The following is a 19,642-nucleotide window of genomic DNA, read 5'->3' as shown; positions in this document are numbered from 1 at the left end:
ACTTTACTGAATAACACAGAAGTATAGGGCCGCTTCCCATGGGCTGGCGTCATATTTAATATTATCTAATTCATATGTACATACAATAAACTGGCCCACTCCCGGTGATTGGAGAGATGGGTTTTTATCTTTTTCCACGTTAATCAGCGTACATAATGTCATATCCGAATTCTGCATCCTTCCGCTATAATCTCCAGGTTGTATATAACATGGAACGAAGGAACCAGGAGGTATATGGAATTGACCGCAAAAAACAGATATAAATCACTCGAACTTGAAACACCCGGTGTGTATGAGCTGGAAGGGCTGGAGGTCGGGGTGACATCCAATTGCAATTTTAAATGTGACTATTGCTGCGCTTACAATCGGGACGATGGACAGTGCATTGATGCCCAGGAAGTGATCCGCATTATAAGTGAACTTCCGAGGTTGAAGCGTGTGCGGTTGTCTGGGGGAGAAGTGACGCTGAAGTTTCAGGATTGTCTGGAGATCGTAACCTATTGTGCAGCACATGGGATCGATACCCAATTGAATACCAATGCCAGCCTGCTGACCGAAGAACGCATTCATGCGTTGCGTAATGCAGGGTTGTCCAACATTCATATTTCATTCAATTATACCGATGCGGAAGCCTATTCCACCTACTACCGTGTTCACCCGCGCATGTACGAGAGACTGGAACGCAATATCCGATTGTGTACGGAAGCCGGACTGGAGACGGTACTGGAAACGCTGCTGTTTGAAGGCACACAATCGAACATGCTGGCCATTAGCGAGAAGGTCTATGATCTGGGTGTACGGATTCATGAGATTCAGAATAGTATTGTGATGCCTCACAGCAAGTGGAGCAAAATAGCTTCCAAAGAATCTCTCATTCGCTCTGTAAACGAGCTGATTAAACACAAGAAGGACGACACAACCCTATATTTTACCTGTATGGATCGCTTCGCCGATCAATTGGGATTGCATGAGCAGCCAGGTGTATATTTCTCCAATTGTGTGGATGGAACGAAACAGCTGCACTTGCACGGCAACGGGGACATCCTCATCTGTGAGCTGTGTCACCCGGTAGTGATTGGAAACATCTATCAAGGCACGTCATTGAACGAAATTTATGCCAAGCAGCCACCCGCGTTAGCGGATTTTTTGGAAAAACGGCCTTGCCCCGCGTACGATGCGCTTTTTGCAGGTGATTAGTGAAAAAAGGGAATGACCATATCGGGTCTCACTGATTGAAGATGAGCCTGAACATAACCTCGTGTATACCAGCCCTATTTTAAAAGGTTCGTTCATAATGATATATCCATTGGTTTGAAGGTTACCTGTTTCCCCAGAGGGAGAGGTGGCCTTCTTTTTTTGTCTTTGTACATGTTTCAGATTCATTTAAGCTACCCCGCCTATCATGGCCTTAAGAACTTAGATGATGAAGAGGTGGCTTCAATGATGAGAATTTATGATAAACCCAATCCGAAAGAACCACATAGAAAAGCAAACCCCGATAAAAGGCGTAAATGGCTGATTGTTACGCTTGTCGTTGTCCTTGCGATCGGTGGCATTATCTACAGTCTCGCTGATCGTTACCTGATGCGGCATGTGGAAGTGGTCGTAGCGGATGACAATACGGCAGCAGCCGGAAGTTCGAATGATGAGGCAGCCACTGAAACGGAAGTCAATGCAACCTCAGATGACTGGAACTATTCAAGCGATGATATGCAGGTCAGCATTGAAAAGGTGCAGACAGGCTCCGGTTCGGATCAGATTACGTATTACGTCGCAGATGTGCAGTTGACGGATGCAAGCAGTCTGCGCTCGGCTTTGGCGGATAACAGCTTTGGCACGAATATTACCGAAAACACGTCAGAGATCGCTGCGGCCAACAATGCCATATTCGCCATAAATGGGGATTACTATGGTTTCCGTGATGATGGCGTAATTATCCGCAACGGTACGGTGTACCGGGATGATCCGGTTCGTGATGCAATGGCACTCTTCAGTGACGGGACGATGAAGACGTATAACGAGACGGAAGTTTCCTCCTCGGAGCTGCTGGCCGAAGGTGCCACCAATACACTGTCGTTTGGACCGATCCTGATCCAGGACGGTGAGATTGTAAGTGATTTTAGCAGTGTGAAAATCGACAACAACTTCGGCAACCGTTCCATCCAGGATGCGAACCCGAGAACGGCAATCGGCATGATTGCCCCGAATCATTATGTATTCGTCGTGGTGGACGGAAGGCAGAACGACAGCCGGGGCATGACGCTGGCAGAGCTGGCGGAAGTGATGCAAGGTTTGGGAGCAACAGAAGCCTATAACTTGGACGGCGGCGGCTCATCCACCATGTATTTTATGGGCCGGGTCGTGAATAATCCGCTGGGCAGAAATCAGGAACGCGGCGTAAGTGACATCCTTTACCTCAAGGAGGGACAATGATCATGACCATATTAATTCCATCCTACGAACCGGACGTTCGTTTGTTAAATCTGGTGCTGCAGCTGCAGACATTTCAATTAGGGCCTATTGTCATTGTGGATGATGGCAGTGGGGCAGAGTATCGCGGGATTTTTGAGACAGCTGAAGCATATGGCTGCACCGTTCTGACCCACCCTGTCAATCTGGGCAAGGGGTGCGCGCTGAAGACTGGATTCCAGCATATCAAGGAATGTGGACCACAGGTTGGCGTTGTGTGTGCAGACAGTGACGGGCAGCATTTGCCGCATGATATCCGCCGTATCTTCGATGTGCTGCTGGAGCAGACCACCCCAGGAATCGTGCTCGGCAGCCGCCGGTTTAGCGGAACGATTCCTGCACGCAGTCGTTTTGGCAACACAGTTACCCGGGCGGTCTTTTCCATCACAACGGGTACCAAAGTATATGACACTCAAACGGGCTTGCGTGGTTTTCCATATTCCATGCTGGACTGGCTCTGTCAGATTCCGGGTGATCGGTTTGAGTACGAGATGAACATGCTGCTAACCGCAAAGAAGGAAGGGTACGAAATCACGGAGGAGTTTATTGACACGGTATATCTGGATCATAACAAATCCTCCCACTTCCGTCCGCTGGTAGACTCGTTCCGCATTTATATGCCGATCCTGATGTTTAGTACGTCATCGGTGCTGTCCGCTCTGATCGATTTTGGATTACTGTTCGTGATCCAGTATTTCACGCATAATCTGTTTCTGTCTGTCGTTACTGCGAGGCTGTGCAGCTCCATCTTCAACTATACGATCAATCGGAAATATGTGTTTTCAGCCGGAGGCCAAACGTCGAAGGTGCGCCAGTCCTTACCTAAATACTTCTCGCTGGTTATTCTGGTGCTCCTGTTGAATTACGGACTCCTGTACTTCTATAACGAAAAACTGATCATTCCCCTCATCGCGGCCAAGGTGCTGACGGAGGTGTCCATCTTTTTGTTCAGCTATTGGGCACAGCGCAGATTTGTCTATTAACACAGAGAGAGTGAGCGTATAGCTTACTCTCTTTTTTTCAATCAAAACCGTTTCAAAAGAATATTCTACGCTTCTTGGTTAACAAAAAAAGATCGAGAACAGGGTAGCCTACCCTGTTCTCGACCTTTTATCAAAGGAGGACGAGCGTTACATCAGCCTCTTAATCTCATCCTTCAGGATTTCGGACTGGGTGCCGAAGATGACCTGCACAGCTCCGCCACCGAGCCTCATGACGCCGGAAGCGCCAAGCTGTTTGAGCGCCTGGTCGTTGACGGCTTTGTCGTCCCTAACAACTAGCCGGAGGCGAGTGATGCAGGCGTCGATGCTCTCGATATTGTCTGCGCCACCAATCTCCGCGAGCACTTTGCCAGCCTTGGTGTCGGCAGACGCCGCTGCCACGGCGGAAGCATTAGTGGGGGCATCGGCATCATTAGCGTCATCCTCGCGTCCCGGCGTTTTCAGGTTGAACTTGACAATCATGAACCGGAAAAGGAAATAATAGACGACCGCAAATGCGAGTCCGACCGGGATCATGAGCAGCGGATTGGTCGACAGCTTCATGTTCACGAGGTAATCGATCAGACCTGCCGAGAAGGCGAAGCCCAGCTTAACATCCAGCAGGTACATGATCAGTGCCGCTGCACCGGTAAGAATAGCATGTACCACATACAGCAGAGGCGCCGCGAACATGAAGGAGAACTCGAGCGGCTCGGTAATACCCGTTAAGAACGAAGCTACCGCTGCGCCGATAAAGATCGAAGCGACCATTTTACGCTTTTCAGGCCGGGCTGTATGAATTAAGGCAAGCGCCGCCGCCGGAAGAGCGAACATCATAATCGGGAAGAAGCCAGACATGAACATGCCTGCCGTAGGGTCTCCGTTGAAGAAGCGGGTCAGGTCGCCGTGCACGACTTCCCCGGCTGCATTGGTATAATCTCCGATCTGGAACCAGGCGATGGAGTTGAGGACATGATGCAGACCGAGCGGGATGAGCAGGCGGTTGGCGATCATGAACACCATGGAGCCAATGCCTTCAAAGCCTACAATCCAGGCGCCGAAAGCGCCGATGGCATCCTGAATCGGGCTCCAGATCATGCCGAACAGGATGGCCAACACCAGCATGGAGCCGGCGGTGACCATCGGCACAAATCGTTTGCCGGAGAAGAAGCCGAGCCAGTCAGGAAGCTTGATATTATGGTATTTTTTATACATATAGGCTGCAAGCAGTCCGGCAAATATCCCGCCCAATACGCCCATATCCAGCTTGACATCGTCAGGAATATAGCCGAATACGCCTGGAACGGCTCCCAGAATCCGCGTCAGTACCATATAAGCGATCAGGGCGGAAAGCGCGGCGACCGCGTCCCCCGCCAGTCCGATTGCCACCCCAATGGCGAAGATGAGCGCAAGGTTGCCGAAGATCGCCCCCGCTCCCTCATTCAGGAATGGAACGACATACTGATTAAGAAATCCCCCGATCACGGGACCGAGCGGAATGTCCTTTTCATAATTAAGAAGACCGAGGCCTTGAAGAATACCTGCCGCAGGCAGGGTTGCTACAGGAAGCATCAGGGATCTTCCCAGCTTTTGCAGTGCTTTCAGCATATTGTTCTTCCTTTCTTTTTTTGATTTAGGTTATTTCGACAAGCTGACTTTCATGATCGTTCCCATGCCTGCTTCTACGCTGCCATACTCCGGATGCGACTCCCAAGGCTGTTCAGCCGCATTCGCAACGATGACAGGGGTGATGACCGGATAACCGGCCGAAGCGATCGCATTCAGGTCAAATTCAATCAGGGTCTGACCGATAGTGACCCGATCCCCGGTCTGCACTTGGGGTGCGAAGCCCTGTCCTTTCAGGCTGACAGTATTCATGCCGATATGCAGCAGCAGCTGCAGCCCGGAAGCATGCTCAATCATTACGGCATGGTGCGATTTGATCAGGTGCACCACAGTGCCGTCGATAGGGGCGACCAGCCTGCCCTCCTGGGGAATCACTGCAACTCCCGGTCCCATAAGTCCTTGCGCGAACGCTTCGTCAGGCACTTCTTCCAAACTGACGCAGGTTCCGGTGAGCGGGGAGGCGACGGATATTGTCTCAGATGTTTTTGCAGATTTGTTGTTTTTCCATTTCCAGATCATTGTGTGTTGTCCTTTCTGTTGTTGGTTTTGGCATGGGTTTGAAAGAGCCGATATAAATGCATGGCGAGAAAAGCCGTTTCTTCATCGGGTACCTCTGTACCCAAATCCTCGGCCATAACAGCGCTCAGTTTTCTGGCCAGCTGGTATTCGGACGGATATTCATTTTTCACATATTGTGCGAAGGTGGGGGCCGTCATCGGCTGGTGATACAGGCGTTCCATGGAGAAGCGCAGGTGTATCATGAGTCTTGCCTGGCTAAGGCTGCCCTGGTCAAAGCGAACGCCACCCTCCTCTTCAATCATGGACTGAAGCTTGCTGATCACATTGGATACCTTAACCAAATGTCCGACAGGGACGTGATTTACGGAGGAGTACACATGGTATGTCAGGAACCCGGCCTCATCCTCCGGTACCTCTACGCCAAAGGCCTCTCCGATCATGGCCGCCGCTTCCGAGGCGATTTCGAATTCTTTCGGAAAGCTGAGCTTTGTCTCCGTAAGGAAAGGATTCAAAATCTCCATCCCGTTGCGGATACGATATAAGGTGAACTGAATATGACTCGGAAGAGCAAGGTAGATCTTGTCATTCAGCTTGCCGGGAAACTGATCAGCGATGAGACGGATAATTCGGTCAGAGATGTCAATGACATTGGGGTCCAAGTCTTTCATCAGCTCCTGCGCCTGCCCCCACTCCTCCCGGTCTTCCAGCCGGAACCTTTTCTCAATCCGCGGATCATCGGCCTGAATGCTGCTTTCCACCTTGAACGCAAATCCTAACCCTTTGCCGATCAGTACGTACTCCTTGGTATTCTGGTGTGACCGGGCCAGAACAATATTGCTGCCGACGACCCGCTCCACCTGCAGAATCATTCCTTTACTCACGGTTCACCGCCTCCTCATTTCTAAAGTTAACGCTTTCAGGCCTCCGGAACGCAAAAAGAGCCAAGAAGCGAGTATAGTCTCATGTTCGCTTCTTGGCTCATGCCCTCTGGGGTGGTAACACGCCAATTCATTTTATGTTTTATGCAGAACGTTCTTCCTACATAATATAGAAGCTGATCTGCCACCGTCAACCATAATTTTTTGTCATCCATCTGTTCGTCGTTTAATATAGGGAATGTGTAAACGAAAAGGTATCTGCCGTATTTGACAAAAAAGGAGCCATGATCACCTTTTAAGGTGAAATGAGCCTAATCCGATGTTGATCGTGTTCGGGTAGATGGAGTCAAATCTAACATGAATAGGAGTATGCCTATGTATCTTAGAAGTGTGCAGTTCATGAAGGAAAAAGTAGATAATGCCAGACAATATCCGTTTAATATACCCGCTATACAGTCCCTGCAGAGATTGGAATTCAGGAATAACATTACATTTTTTGTAGGTGAAAATGGATCGGGTAAGTCCACGCTGCTGGAAGGCATCGCTCATCAATGTGGATTCAATACAGCCGGGGGCGGCAGAAATAACGTCTTTGAGATGCATGCTTCGGAATCCTCATTAGGGGATTATCTGCGACTGGCCTGGTTGCCAAAGATTACGAATGGTTTCTTCATGCGCTCCGAGTCCTTCTATCAATTCGCATCCCATGTCGATGAGATGGGTACCCTTGAATACTATGGCGGGCGTTCGTTACATGAGCAATCCCATGGGGAGTCTTTTCTGAATCTGTTTGTAAACCGCTTCAGCTCCAAAGGCATCTATCTGCTCGATGAGCCCGAAGCCGCACTATCTCCTGCCAGACAATTATCCTTGCTGCGCATTCTCCATGACCTGTCTGGAACTTCACAATTTATTATCGCTACGCATTCGCCCATTTTGCTGGGTTATCCCGGTGCGGACATATTGAATTTCGACGATAGCTGTATTCAAAAAATGGCTTATGAAGATACGGAACATTACCAGATCACCCGCAGTTTTCTGGAGAATCGCCATCGTATGCTGGATGAGTTGTTTAAGGACTGACTTTGGTTTGTATTGTTAAAAAAAGTGGAGGATGACATGTATAAGTCTGTCGCCATTATTTCAGATATTCATAGTAATCACTTGGCCTTGGAGGCCGTGTTACACGATATTGCTGCCCGGAATATTGAACTTACCGTCAATTTGGGAGATAGCTTGTTTGGCCCGGTTGATCCGCTGGCGACAGCACGATTATTAATGAACCACGAGAATATGGTTCACGTGATGGGAAATTGTGACGAGATTCTTTTGCAAAAAGAAAGCCCATCGGAAACCTTTCAATTTGTAAAACCCCTGCTTGATCAGGGAATCGAGAATTGGATCAGATCATGTGCTCGTACGTGGGCGTCCGAGGAGCTTTTATTTTGCCACGGCACGCCATGGGCGAATGATCAGTATTTGCTGGAAGAGGTGACAGCGGAAGGAGTTCAATATAAAGACACGATTCATTTGGCGAACGAACTTCTGGAGGTACAGCAGCGTTATATTTTTTGCGGACACAGTCATGTGTTTCAAACGAAATATTTGCCCGGAGGCAAGGTCATCATGAACGTAGGAAGTGTCGGTTTGCCTGCCTATCATGATGAATTGCCCTATCCGCATGTGATGGAATCCAGCTCGCCTTACGCCGATTATGCGATTGCTTATCGTAATGCGCAGGGGAACTGGAACATGGAACACGTTATGGTTGAGTATGATTGGGAGAAGGCCAGCTCGATTGCCCAGGCAAACTGGAACATGGAACACGTTATGGTTGAGTATGATTGGGAGAAGGCCAGCTCGATTGCCCAGGCAAATGGACGAAAGGATTATGCTTTTGCGATCAGGACGGGGAATTTAGTTTATTGATTTACCCTCAACAGGTGAGGAAAGTCTGATTAGTGTAGTGGGTTGTCCAAATGACATGGAAGCATCAATAAAGTTTTCTAAAGATTGGACGGAATCAGTCAAGACCTTGATTAAATAATTGTATGATCCAGCCAACCGATGACACTCAATAACACTAGGGTGATTTTTGCAAAACGCTGCAAATGGTTCACATTTTGTATTGTCATATAGGATATAAGCCATGATAGGTTTATCTATTTTTTCCGGATTAATGATTGCTTTATAGCCAACGATGATCTCTTTTTCTTCAAGTTTCCTAACTCTTTCATTAACGGCGGGGGTAGACAATCCCACTTTTCTTCCTAATTCTGCAAAGGAATATCGGGCATTTTCTTGCAAGTGTAATAATATGTCTTTGTCGATTTCATCCATGTTTTGATCTCCTCATTAAAATTTTAAGTTAAACAGCATTTTTTTCAGTTAAAAAGAAAGATATTTAATAAAATTACAATAAGATTAATATGTAAAGTTAGCAACCTATTTATTAGAATTAGAGCATCAGAAAGTTTCCAAAAAGAATAAAAACTATAGGAGGTCAATAGGATGGCTTTAGAAATGAGAAGTAAATGCGAAAAATGCGAAAGTGGACTCCATAATCATTCTTTAGCGTATATTTGTACGCATGAATGTACGTTTTGCAATGAGTGTGCAGTGGAGGTGAATTATGTATGCCCTAACTGTGGAGGAGAACTTGTGAAAAGACCAAGAAGTGAAAATTCATTGAGTTGTTCTATTAGTTAGTCAAAGCCTTCAGCTTGTACTTGATTTAGAGGAGTGCCGCCTGAAAACCCGAATACATATATTTGAAGCATTAATTTAGATTTATAGATGACCGGTAAGACATTAAACCATTTTTTGAGGAGTGTTTGGATGAAAATAGGCTTTTTAATCGTGGATATGCAAGAAATCATCGTGCGGGATCGACTGGAGAAAAGAGTGCTGGACCATGCCTGTGAATATATCAACCATGTGGCAGACGTGCTGCGTTCGAACAATCATGTTGTGATACATGTTCAGGATGTGGAGGGTATGGAGGAATCGAATCGGGATGCGTATCAAGGTATAACCGAGGTTGATATGCGTGAGCAGGATCTCATCATCACCAAGGAAAGCTCTAACGCATTCTGGCAGACCAACCTGGAGGAAGTTTTACGCAGTCTTGGTGTCGAGCTGCTGATCATTTCCGGTTTTGCTGCAGAGGAATGTGTCCTGTTTACCTATAACGGGGCAAGCGAGCGTGGGTTCAAACCGGTTATGCTGCAAAATGGAATTCTCAGTACACATCACGAAGCGGTGACGTCAACGTACAGGGACAGAAATGTTATCTCTTATCCTGTCGTTGATTATTTGATCCAATAAGCGAGGGGAACTAAAGTGTTCATCGTTTTCGCTGAGAGGGGCCAGTTGAAGTGGATCTCGGGCATATTTCGGGAAGCACAACAAGCTAAGAATTATCTGGAAATCATACCTGAGGAGTTGAAGGAATACCAACGTTTAGTACGTCTGGATCATATTGAGTATCCTTTTTATATCATTGAAACTAAGGGTTTTAGCTATCTTAGCAAGATTGAGGTCATTGAGTTGCTGAACTCTACGAGTGTATCTGACGATGAAGATCAAGTCCATTTTAATATCTATAGGATTGATTCAGATTACAGACCGAAGAAACCAGGTACAGATTATATGGGGATCTTGCGACATGATCATGTGACTAATGATTTTCTCAGAGACTACAAAAAAGCAGGCATGGCCTTTTTAATTAATCGACGCATTATGTAACTGGATTATATCTATGTATAAATCTAAAAGAAAGATCCTGATATCGCCTTAGAAGGAGGCCTTACCGGGGTCTTTTTCGATTGCATTTGGGAGCAGGAACAGGAAGTTTTGAACGTGAAACAACTTCGCAATTTCCAAAACATGGGTTATGATGAATGGGAAAAGGAAGTGAAAACAAATTCGATTGTGTGGGGGAATGGCATTACCGTTTGAAGATGAACAAGTGTTGCAAAGGCTTCATCATATCATGCATGCATGGGTTGATTTATTCAGTTCCGCACCTGATCCGATCATACTTAGAGGGAATTACTGTATTGTTGGTGGAGACAACAAAGGTTACTACGAGAAATTGCTGTATATCAAAACTGACTTGATCACTGAATTAAAAAAGCTTGCCATGATGGCAAAACACGCTGATGAGCCTGGGAAGTGTATCGTGCATTTTGGTATTTAACAGTAAGTTATCTCATATTCAATGACGAGAGAAGGATCAGTGGAGATGACAAGTCGAATTGTGGTTACAGGCGGGGCCATCATTAGAGATGGTGGAGGGAGAATTTTACTGCAGCGAAGGTCCGATTATGGGGACTGGGGATTGCCTGGTGGGGGCATGGAGCCCGGAGAGCGTATTGAAGAGACCATGATCAGAGAAGTGAAGGAAGAGACAGGCCTTGAAGTGACATCGTATGAGCTCGCGTCAATCTACACAGGTGAAAAAATGAAATATACATATCCGGATGGCAACGAGGTTGTATTTGTCATGTTTTTGTTTAACGTTACCGTTCATTTGGACGGGAAACTGGCTGAGGATCAGCGAACACTTTTGTTTGAAGACGAACAACAGGAGTCGTTGCAATTGATTTTTACAAGCTTGGATGAAATCGATATCGATAGGATTAATAAGGTACAGAAGCCTGTTTTCATGGATTTGCTTCAAGAGAAGCAGGGGATTCTGCGTTAGTAAGGCTATAAATTAACGAAAATGGAGTGATTTCAATGCCTTGGCCAATGGTTCATTTTGCGATTGCATCCGAATTTATATCTAATCCATCCCCGGAATTCCTACTGGGAAGTCTTGCTCCTGACTCCATCCATGTGAGAAGCAATGTGCGCAGTGAAAAGGCAAAAACACATCTGATGATCGAAGAAGGCAGGTTCGCGACAGATGAAGAGCTGCGGGCATTTTTGGAGTCCAATAGGCTGCAGGCGGAGCATGATCCTGCATTCTTGCAGTACTTGTGCGGTTACATCGCCCATGTTTATACGGATCGCGTGTGGACCTTCAACATCTATCCTGCATATGAGGACCACCCCGATGGAAGAAGTATATATACGCATGACGTGACGAAGCTGGAGTTTATGATTTTGCGGATTCGCTCTGGAGCCTACGATCTACTGAATAAACTGGGTACTGGTAAAGCTTATGATTTGGGTGGTTTGCTGGAACAGGAGGTGTATCAGTATAGGGAAGAGAAGGTTGATTTTTTAAACAATCCTGCCCATGAGCCTCTAGGGGATTTGAGAATTTTGTCCATGGAAGTTCTGGAAGGATTCATTCATGCCACTGCCAAGGAACTGAAACAGCTATTGGCCGGATGGATCGACCAAATTGAAAATAGAGGTGCGCCCCTATGGAAAAGTTGATTCATCTCACCATGTATCATGAACGATATGATGAAGCATTAGCTCGTTTTTCACTGACGGGGGAACAGTTTACGTTTACGGCCCTGCCTGCAGAAGTCATTGATGAGGCCATTTCGAACCCTGACAAGTTTCCCATTGTTATTCTAAAAGAGGAGACGCCGGTGGGCTTCTTTATTTTACATAAAAATTCAGAATACGCTGAAGGAAAGAGATACTCCAATGCTATCTTAATACGAGCTCTATCTATTACATCGGAGCATCAGGGTAAAGGATATGCGCTGGCTGCCATGAATGCACTCACCCCATTGCTTCAGCAAATTGACCCCGAAATGAAGGAAGTCATACTCGCTGTAAATGAACAGAATGTTGCAGCACAGAGCCTGTATTTGAAAGCAGGTTTTCGGGACACGGGAATTCGCAGGATTGGTGCACATGGTCTCCAGTTCGTTTTTCATAGAACAGTGGATTGAGGAAGGCTGGGCCAGTTCCTATGAATCCATCTAGGCCAACATGCCAAATTTGGTTTAGCCAAAGTCCAACCATGTTCCCGCGCCAGGCAGAATGGAGACATCCAGGCGCAGAATGTGGGGCAAGAACGAACCGGCTGTGCAGACACCTGATCATGAAAAGTAAGGAGTCTAGTATGTGTGTTACATCCATTGGTGAGAAGAGAGGAGCATGTTATGAGGGCAAAAATCAAACAAGCAGACCTGGGCTCAACGCAACTTAGCTGGCTGTGTATACAACCGATGTTGATCTCCGTTCGAGGCAAAGATATCACAGCCAAAACCGAGGTGTACCGTCAGTTAAATGAAGGCCAACAAGCATTATTCCTGTTTTATTCCTATCATAATCATACAAAAAGTCTGGCGGAGTTTTATTGGTTTTCGGCTTACAATATCATTGAGATAAAGAGTTGGAGCGGCATAAAGAACGGAATGCTTTATTTCAATCAAGATGAAATGGTAGCTCTGCTAAACGAAATCGAACGTGTAATTACAGAAAAGAATAGAGTCCGGGAAGAATGGCGAGAGTTTTCGCCAACGGATTTAGAGCAAGATCCGCACTTGTTCCAATTAATCGAAGATCTGTTCATTCGATATCGAGCGAAGGCTCAGGAAGTCATTGCAAGTATGAATGAGAAGATCCAGCAAAATCAGGAGATGTATCTTGAAATCAAGGAAGAGTAGCGGATCGACTTGATAAGTATATAGATAGAGATTGTGGTAAGGGGACTACAATATGAGATTTGAATATCAGAATTTTTCATGCGATGTGGATGTATTTCGTAGGGAGCTGGATATTGTGGTAAGGTTCTATGATGGATCAAGAGAACCTGCCGAAGAAGAGATTGTTAACTTGGTGATTGCCGATCCAGGATATGGCTACCTTATGCTGAAGTTCAAAGGGGATGCTGCGTTACTGAGTGGTTTTTTGGATGAGTCAGTTTTCGCATCAGATGAAATGGTAGAGGCTGCGATTGATTTTATCGAACATTTGTCACCTTATTCTCAGAGCGTGTATATGCCATATCATGTCGCACGTTTCAGACAAACGAGTTATGTAGAGTACAACGGGGAGTATTGAACATTCCCCGTTTGGTATCCTTGAAGAGTTTGATATCTGATTAATAATTCTCATAACAACGTGAAAAGGATGTATTTAATTATGGGCGAATTATCCACTTCTTGTACGAGAACTAGCTAAGTGCAACAAACCTGCAATTTCTTGCAACAAAACGCAATTCAGTATGCCAGGTTCAAGTTTGCCTGTAATATGAGTTGTGAGAGGAGGGCAACACGTGAAAGTGATTTTTGAAACAGATTCATCCATGGAACGAAGGATCGCCAAGGTCGTTACCAACCCTTCGGAACAACTGCATTGGGAGGGGATCGATGAAGCAATCAGTCATTTGGAAAGAAAGCTGGTCGTTATTAATGCGAAGAATAACCGAAATGTCCAGATCCAGCCAAGCACAATCCTTGCCATTGAGTCTGAGGATCGAATGTGCAGTGTGCGTGTTATTTCAGGAGAGAGGTATCTGCTGGGCAAACGTCTTAAATTTGTGGAAGAAGATATCGATTCATCCCACTTTCTGAAGATTAACAACTCAACGATCATCAACACCAAACACATTAAGGCGTTCGCCGCAACAGACCATGCCAGAATTCAAGTTGAGCTTGCAGATGGTTCCAGCTACTACGTCAGTCGATACTATATCAAAAATTTTAGGGGGAAATTATTATGATCGCAAATCTCAAACATTCGTTTTTTCAGGTATTTACAGTAACTTCGTTGTGGGCCACATTATTGCTAACTATTTTTTTCAAAGATCAGCCCATTCAAATGACCTATCTATGGAATACAGCCGGAATTGCAGTTATAGCAGCCGTGTTATTTGGTGTCATGTACAATGCGCTGTGGAACTATTTCACACTGAAACCGGTATGGAATATTGCGATCTCGTCCACATTTAATATTCTTGGAGGCATGGCAGGTGTGTGGTTGTTTTCAGAGGAAATGTTCCAGCTTATTGCACCGTGGTTCCCTGGCATGTGGCTTTTATCGATTGTGCTGCACACGATTGCCTTTTATTTTTATGCTAGAATGGATAGCAAGAAAAAAGCGGATGAACTCAACAAGATTTTGAAATAGATAAGGGGAATCCATATGAACGAAAAAGAGGCGCTTCAGGAGTTCGGCTTGGAGCCGGACTCTGGGGACAGGGAGCGCATTCGCCGACTGCTGCAGCAAGAGATCGACAATACAAACGCGGCGGACAACGATTATCTCAAAACCTTATGTATCATGCTGTTTGCGATCGGTCACGTAGAGGACACTCAGCTAATCTGGCAGGCCAAAAGAAAGAACCAGGATACGGGCAGTTATGTGGATGTACAGCTGCTGTGTGGTGCTGGGTTTAACGACACCGTAACTTATCTGGAACAAAAGGGCGGGCAGCAAGCAGGAGAACAGTTACAATATCTCAGGCAGTGTGAGCCATATGATTTTGTAGACTTCTCCAAAGAGGAATGGATCTCAAACTATAAGCAATATTATGGTATTGAAACTGAGGTTATCCAGTTGGGCGGATGAGTATTCTGATGCAGATGATCTTTCCGTACCTCTACATACAGCACATGTGGATGAATGGGACTCTAAAATCAAGAAGAACCCTAGGGTTCGCACCAGGTTGGCGATTGGTGATCGCAGAAGACGATGAGGATATATGGTTTGATGAACAGTTGGTAGACAGGGAACTTAAGAACAGGTGAATAACGATACCATCCAAGGAGAATACATCATGAATAGCCCCAATATCGATATAAAAGAGTACTCTTCCAAGTATCAATCCCAGGTCCTTGATTTGATTTTGCAGATTCAACAGCAGGAATACCATATTCCCATTACCAGAGAGGATCAACCGGATCTGCTTGAAATCGAAACCTTTTATCAAAAAGGGAACGGGAACTTCTGGGTCGCTGCTGCCAATGACGAAGTGGTGGGCACGATTGCTTTGCTTGATATTGGAGAAGCGAATATAGCGCTTAGAAAGATGTTTGTGGCTGAAAATTATAGAGGTAAGACACTGCAAGTATCGAGCAGACTCCTGCATCAGGCATTTCAGTGGGCCCGGGAAAATGCTGTGCATGACATCTATCTTGGAACGACTCAGCAGTTCGTGGCAGCGCATCGATTTTATGAGAGAAATGGATTTGTTTCGGTTACACGTGAGGAATTACCTGATGCTTTTCCGTTGATGAAAGTAGATACAAAGTTTTACCACCACACCACGCCCTTTGCATGAGGCAAGTCATGCAGAGCGGCGTGTTTTTTATTCGAGAGATTTAGGGAATGAAAAGAGCGTACTTGGATCATTCGCAAATTCCACATTATGGGTTATGATGTACCAAAGAGAAAATGTAACATACATAGGAAGTTTGAATCGTACGTTTTTGGAAATTTTAAATGATTGGGGAGGAAGCGGGATGAAAGCCATTTTTCTTGATTTCTACGGGACGGTTGTGCACGAGGATGACGATATTCTTCCGGTGATTTACGAACAAGTACAAGCTACGGCGCGTGTTGAATGTACGGCTGATGAAATAGGCGATTATTGGTGGAAGGCATTTTCAGAAATGTTTTATGCAAGCCACGGCAGTCAGTTTACTACGCAAAGAGTTCTTAATGTGCAGTCCTTGGCAGAAACGATTCGGCATTTTCAATCGGATGCTGTTGCAGCGCTGCTTAATCAGGAGCAGTTGGCTCACTGGCGTAATCCGGGGATATTTGAGGATTCCATTCCCTTTTTGCAATCGGTGGAAATCCCGGTGTATATCCTCTCCAATATCGATACAGATGATGTAAGAGCGGCAATGAAGAAGCATGGCATCGAGGCAGCAGGTGTGGTTACCAGTGAAGATGTTCGATCTTACAAACCGAGACCCGAGATGTTTAATGAAGCATTAGCCAAATATGATTTATCCCATAATGATGTCATTCATATAGGGGATTCGCTGACAAGTGACGTTCAGGGAGCACAAAATGCGGGAATCCAGGCTGTCTGGTTAAATCGAAAAGGTAAGTCCAAACCTGGGCATATCCATCCGGAATATGTGTGCAGGGATCTGACAGAGGTCCTGAACATCTTGTAGTGATTCGGATGTTGGATAAAGTCATATTGGGGACGGTGCTATCCATGGATGAGTTGAAAGAATAATAGAAGCAGGAATGTGAGGGAACGGATTGTGAAAAAGTTAACCATTATGCTTGGTCTATTTCTATTCTTAATCGCCTGTCAGGATAAATCGAACCATGAAGATCCACAGGAACATGCGGAGCCTGTATCGGAAAGTGTCACTGCAGATGAAACGCAAAAGAACGGTTTGACATCTGAAGGAGACGAAGACATCCCGCCTGTATACATCGATGAAACGAATTATACAGGGGATGAGCTGGAAATCGTTAAACTTATGAACACCCGCTTACGTTACTTATGGGAAGAAGATGAAAAGGGGTACATGAGCCTTATTGATCCACAATCGCCCGTATCGGGCATGAGCAGAACCAAAGTACGCAAGGTTATCTCCATGAGCGACATTACCATTCAGGAACAAAAGAAGCTCTACCAGGGGGTAGTAGAGGTTACTGAACTAAAGGAGAACGACGTTGAATCCAGCAGCATAATGGTTTTTTGGAAAAAGAAAGTAGATGGGGATTCGGCACAATGGATTATTGCAGATATTGATTAACAAATAGGTCATGATCATTAAAATCTATCAAATTTAAAATGAAGTCAAGGGTGATGCAATAATGGCGAGACAATTAATACTTGTTGAAGGGTTACCGGGTTCAGGAAAGTCCACAATTGCCAAGATGGTTTCCGACATTCTGATTCAGCAAGGGCTGCAGGTCCAGCTCTTCCAAGAAGGGAATCTGGATCATCCCGCTGATTATGATGGAGTTGCCTTTTATACTGCAGAAGAATTTGAGGATTTACTGAGTACTTATGAGGCATGCAGAGGCATATTGGAGAGCGGAGCCACAACTTATCGCAATGGTTATCTCATTCCTTATCGGAAAATAAAAGAGGAACGTGGAAAGGATTTTCCCGACGATGTGGTGCAAGAGATATTCAGCCGGGATATTTACGAGTTATCTTTTGAACAAAATGTAGACCTAATCACCGCAAAATGGCGGAGCTTCACCGAAAGCGTGTTAAGCGCTCCGGATGATTCTATCACCATATTTGAATGTTGTTTTATTCAAAATCCACTAACGATAGGTTTAGTCAAATGCAATCAATCGAGAGAAGATAACGTGCAATATGTATTGGATTTGGAACGCATCGCTGCGCCATTAAATCCGCTATTAATCTATATTCATCAGCAGGATATCGCATATACCTTTGACAAAGCAATGAAGGAACGGCCCAAGGAATGGTCTGATGGTTTCATACACTATTACACGAATCAGGGGCTGGGAAATTCAAAGGGATATCAGGGAGTTGAAGGCACGGTGAAGGTTCTTCAGGCAAGAAAAGAGTTGGAAACCGAGATTTATCATATGCTGAAGATGGATAAACACTGGCTGGATAATTCAGATTATAACCTGGCTGCTTGCCGGGAGGAGCTGAAGAAAATTTTGAAAGAGGAATCTTAATATAAGGTACAACGAAACAGCATCCAACATTACATTCAGAAATAGAGGGTCTATGGACATTACATTTATTCGTCATGGTCACGCTGAGCATTTGCTTGATTATCCGAACCAATTGAATTGGCTTCATCCGGGTCTCACTGAACTGGGGAAAAGTCAGGTCGCAGCGTTGCGGAAACAGGTGAAGCTTGAGTCCGAAGACGTCATTTTGGTGAGCCCAACGAAACGTACCATCGAAACAGCACTTCTTCTAACTGCAAGAGAAAAGCTTATGATCTGTCCACTTGTTGGCCCAAGAATGTTTCCTCAGAATCCGGAGTACGTTCCTTTAGTCTGCGATCAGATCTATTCAAAAGATGAACTTCATGCTCAGTTTGCCGGTATACAATTGGTTGACTTGGGATTGAATTGTTGGGAAGAAGGTATTAATCGGATGGAGGAACATCAGTTTGAAGTATATGCTGAACAGCTGCTTCAATGGTGCAGGGAACAGGGCGGCAATACCTTTATCATTTCACATGATGGCACGATAACCAACTACAGGATATTACTCGGAGAAAAAGGGTTAACAAGGAGAGATTTTCTTGGTGAGGCGGGGCAGTACACAATCAGTAACATATAACGATGATGAAAGGAGGTGCTATTGTGATTCCCTTTTCAAAAATAGAGACTGAACGATTGGTACGTCTAATTAATCACAGAGAGGGCGGTTCTAATTATGAGTGAGATTACGGTCTATCATTATGATGCATTCTCCACCATTCCGGGTCAAGGAAATCCGGCAGGAGTGGTCTTCCATGCTGATGATTTGAGTGAGACGGTGATGCAGCAGATTGCGCATAAGGTTGGTTTTAATGAAACGGTGTTTGTGCACAGCTCCGAAGCAGCTGACGTGAGACTGCGTTATTTTACGCCAGGCCATGAGATTAATCTGTGCGGTCATGCCACGATGGCATCGCTGTATGGTTTGAAGACACATGGTCTGTTGGAGGACAAAGAGTCATTCACAATCGAAACCAATGTAGGCATATTACCTATTCGGTTTGAGCAGGATGGCGATACGATCAGCATGGAGATGAAGCAGGATCAACCGCGTTTTGTGCCGTTCCAAGGTGATATCAAGAAGCTGGCGAGCGCCATTAATCTAACTATGGACGACCTGGATCTGTCCAAGCCAATCGTTTATGGAAGTACCGGAACCTGGACATTATTAATACCCATTCGTAAACTGCACCCTTTTACAAAAATGAAACCGGATTCTTCCCGATTCCCTGATATTTTACTTGAAAACCCCAAGGCTTCTCTACACCCGTTTACCTTTGAAACCCGTGATTCAGATGCGATGATGCATGCCAGACATTTCTCTTCACCATACTCAGGCACCACGGAAGATCCAGTGACAGGAACAGCCTCCGGGGTGATGGGCGCCTATTATTTAACGTATGTGAACCGTGAGGTTGATCAGGTGAAATTGGTCGTGGAGCAGGGGCATGAGATCGGAAGAGATGGAAAGGTTGAAGTGAGTGTGACTCAGAATGGGCAGGACATGGATGTAAGAATTAAAGGGACGGCTGTTTTTGTTCGTGAAATGAACATTGAATTAGATAACTAATACATATC

The 19,642-nt window shown here is 45.5% G+C and carries 27 protein-coding genes; 23 read left to right on the top strand and 4 right to left on the bottom strand.

The features are described 5' to 3' along the window. The first annotated feature begins 240 nt into the window (after window positions 1-240). From AB3N00_RS10390 to AB3N00_RS10380, 3 genes are all read left to right on the top strand, one after another. Complete coding sequence (locus tag AB3N00_RS10390; protein WP_413034454.1) at window positions 241-1,197, top strand: radical SAM protein; 957 nt, start codon at window positions 241-243, stop codon at window positions 1,195-1,197. A 246-nt stretch (window positions 1,198-1,443) separates the two neighbouring features. Next, window positions 1,444-2,433, top strand: a complete 990-nt coding sequence (locus tag AB3N00_RS10385; RefSeq protein WP_413034453.1) for a phosphodiester glycosidase family protein — start codon at window positions 1,444-1,446, stop codon at window positions 2,431-2,433. A 2-nt stretch (window positions 2,434-2,435) separates the two neighbouring features. Next, the gene (locus AB3N00_RS10380) at window positions 2,436-3,452 is read left to right on the top strand and encodes a GtrA family protein (protein ID WP_413034452.1); all 1,017 of its coding nucleotides are present in this window, start codon (window positions 2,436-2,438) and stop codon (window positions 3,450-3,452) included. A 147-nt stretch (window positions 3,453-3,599) separates the two neighbouring features. On the opposite strand, the gene AB3N00_RS10375 is transcribed toward AB3N00_RS10380, so the two are convergent. From AB3N00_RS10375 to AB3N00_RS10365, 3 genes are read right to left on the bottom strand one after another with little or no spacing between them, the layout of a single operon-like run. Next, on the bottom strand, window positions 3,600-5,057 hold the full coding sequence (locus AB3N00_RS10375) for a PTS transporter subunit EIIC (protein ID WP_413034451.1): 1,458 nt from the start codon (window positions 5,055-5,057) through the stop codon (window positions 3,600-3,602). Window positions 5,058-5,087: 30 nt separating this feature from the next. Then, entirely contained in the window at window positions 5,088-5,594 is a 507-nt protein-coding gene (locus tag AB3N00_RS10370; protein ID WP_413034450.1) for a PTS glucose transporter subunit IIA, read from the bottom strand. Further along, window positions 5,591-6,475, bottom strand: coding sequence for a PRD domain-containing protein (locus AB3N00_RS10365; RefSeq protein WP_413034449.1), 885 nt, complete (start codon window positions 6,473-6,475; stop codon window positions 5,591-5,593). The genes AB3N00_RS10370 and AB3N00_RS10365 overlap by 4 nt, the downstream gene beginning before the upstream one ends. Window positions 6,476-6,847: 372 nt before the next feature. Between AB3N00_RS10365 and AB3N00_RS10360 the strand changes: the two genes are divergently transcribed. Then, window positions 6,848-7,555 (top strand): AAA family ATPase, encoded by a 708-nt coding sequence (locus AB3N00_RS10360; RefSeq protein ID WP_413034448.1) that lies wholly within the window; start codon window positions 6,848-6,850, stop codon window positions 7,553-7,555. A 12-nt stretch (window positions 7,556-7,567) separates the two neighbouring features. Beyond that, window positions 7,568-8,401: a metallophosphoesterase family protein gene (locus AB3N00_RS10355; protein WP_413034447.1), complete on the top strand. Its 834-nt coding sequence runs from the start codon at window positions 7,568-7,570 to the stop codon at window positions 8,399-8,401. Here the strand turns inward: AB3N00_RS10355 and AB3N00_RS10350 are convergent. Then, entirely contained in the window at window positions 8,390-8,812 is a 423-nt protein-coding gene (locus AB3N00_RS10350) for an Lrp/AsnC family transcriptional regulator (RefSeq protein WP_413034446.1), read from the bottom strand. The genes AB3N00_RS10355 and AB3N00_RS10350 overlap by 12 nt on opposite strands. 171 nt (window positions 8,813-8,983) lie before the next feature. Between AB3N00_RS10350 and AB3N00_RS10345 the strand changes: the two genes are divergently transcribed. From AB3N00_RS10345 to AB3N00_RS10260, 18 genes are all read left to right on the top strand, one after another. After that, complete coding sequence (locus AB3N00_RS10345) at window positions 8,984-9,181, top strand: DUF1272 domain-containing protein (protein ID WP_413034445.1); 198 nt, start codon at window positions 8,984-8,986, stop codon at window positions 9,179-9,181. A gap of 129 nt (window positions 9,182-9,310) precedes the next feature. Next, a complete protein-coding gene (locus tag AB3N00_RS10340) occupies window positions 9,311-9,799 on the top strand; it encodes a cysteine hydrolase family protein (protein ID WP_413034444.1) in 489 nt (162 codons plus the stop codon). A gap of 15 nt (window positions 9,800-9,814) precedes the next feature. Next, complete coding sequence (locus AB3N00_RS10335) at window positions 9,815-10,219, top strand: hypothetical protein (RefSeq protein WP_413034443.1); 405 nt, start codon at window positions 9,815-9,817, stop codon at window positions 10,217-10,219. Between the two features lie 196 nt (window positions 10,220-10,415). Then, window positions 10,416-10,673: a hypothetical protein gene (locus tag AB3N00_RS10330; RefSeq protein ID WP_413034442.1), complete on the top strand. Its 258-nt coding sequence runs from the start codon at window positions 10,416-10,418 to the stop codon at window positions 10,671-10,673. 45 nt (window positions 10,674-10,718) lie between these two features. Beyond that, window positions 10,719-11,180 (top strand): NUDIX domain-containing protein, encoded by a 462-nt coding sequence (locus AB3N00_RS10325; RefSeq protein ID WP_413034441.1) that lies wholly within the window; start codon window positions 10,719-10,721, stop codon window positions 11,178-11,180. Between the two features lie 35 nt (window positions 11,181-11,215). Next, window positions 11,216-11,863: a hypothetical protein gene (locus AB3N00_RS10320; RefSeq protein WP_413034440.1), complete on the top strand. Its 648-nt coding sequence runs from the start codon at window positions 11,216-11,218 to the stop codon at window positions 11,861-11,863. Beyond that, entirely contained in the window at window positions 11,851-12,333 is a 483-nt protein-coding gene (locus AB3N00_RS10315) for a GNAT family N-acetyltransferase (RefSeq protein WP_413034439.1), read from the top strand. Before AB3N00_RS10320 ends, AB3N00_RS10315 begins: the two co-directional genes overlap by 13 nt. Window positions 12,334-12,510: 177 nt before the next feature. Continuing rightward, window positions 12,511-13,053, top strand: a complete 543-nt coding sequence (locus tag AB3N00_RS10310) for a hypothetical protein (RefSeq protein WP_413034438.1) — start codon at window positions 12,511-12,513, stop codon at window positions 13,051-13,053. 52 nt (window positions 13,054-13,105) lie between these two features. Next, window positions 13,106-13,450, top strand: a complete 345-nt coding sequence (locus tag AB3N00_RS10305) for a hypothetical protein (protein WP_413034437.1) — start codon at window positions 13,106-13,108, stop codon at window positions 13,448-13,450. A gap of 214 nt (window positions 13,451-13,664) precedes the next feature. Beyond that, entirely contained in the window at window positions 13,665-14,111 is a 447-nt protein-coding gene (locus AB3N00_RS10300; protein WP_413034436.1) for a LytTR family DNA-binding domain-containing protein, read from the top strand. Further along, entirely contained in the window at window positions 14,108-14,518 is a 411-nt protein-coding gene (locus AB3N00_RS10295; protein ID WP_413034435.1) for a hypothetical protein, read from the top strand. Before AB3N00_RS10300 ends, AB3N00_RS10295 begins: the two co-directional genes overlap by 4 nt. Before the next feature lie 15 nt (window positions 14,519-14,533). Beyond that, window positions 14,534-14,959 (top strand): hypothetical protein, encoded by a 426-nt coding sequence (locus tag AB3N00_RS10290; RefSeq protein ID WP_413034434.1) that lies wholly within the window; start codon window positions 14,534-14,536, stop codon window positions 14,957-14,959. A gap of 208 nt (window positions 14,960-15,167) precedes the next feature. Next, entirely contained in the window at window positions 15,168-15,671 is a 504-nt protein-coding gene (locus AB3N00_RS10285; protein ID WP_413034433.1) for a GNAT family N-acetyltransferase, read from the top strand. Between the two features lie 181 nt (window positions 15,672-15,852). Beyond that, window positions 15,853-16,518 (top strand): HAD family hydrolase, encoded by a 666-nt coding sequence (locus tag AB3N00_RS10280; RefSeq protein ID WP_413034432.1) that lies wholly within the window; start codon window positions 15,853-15,855, stop codon window positions 16,516-16,518. Window positions 16,519-16,596: 78 nt separating this feature from the next. Further along, window positions 16,597-17,115 carry a hypothetical protein gene (locus AB3N00_RS10275; RefSeq protein WP_413034431.1) on the top strand — a complete coding sequence of 173 codons (519 nt, stop codon included), beginning with the start codon at window positions 16,597-16,599 and terminating at the stop codon, window positions 17,113-17,115. Between the two features lie 61 nt (window positions 17,116-17,176). Next, window positions 17,177-18,025, top strand: coding sequence for an adenylyl-sulfate kinase (locus AB3N00_RS10270; RefSeq protein ID WP_413034430.1), 849 nt, complete (start codon window positions 17,177-17,179; stop codon window positions 18,023-18,025). Window positions 18,026-18,077: 52 nt separating this feature from the next. Next, window positions 18,078-18,644 (top strand): histidine phosphatase family protein, encoded by a 567-nt coding sequence (locus AB3N00_RS10265; RefSeq protein WP_413034429.1) that lies wholly within the window; start codon window positions 18,078-18,080, stop codon window positions 18,642-18,644. 96 nt (window positions 18,645-18,740) lie between these two features. Then, window positions 18,741-19,634 carry a PhzF family phenazine biosynthesis protein gene (locus AB3N00_RS10260; protein WP_413034428.1) on the top strand — a complete coding sequence of 298 codons (894 nt, stop codon included), beginning with the start codon at window positions 18,741-18,743 and terminating at the stop codon, window positions 19,632-19,634. The last annotated feature ends 8 nt before the right edge of the window (window positions 19,635-19,642 follow it).

Origin of the sequence: Paenibacillus xylanilyticus (assembly GCF_047246825.1) — a bacterium.
GTDB lineage: Bacteria > Bacillota > Bacilli > Paenibacillales > Paenibacillaceae > Paenibacillus > Paenibacillus xylanilyticus_B.
Note: the sequence above shows the minus strand (reverse complement) of the source record. Positions and strands in the feature narration are given on the sequence as shown.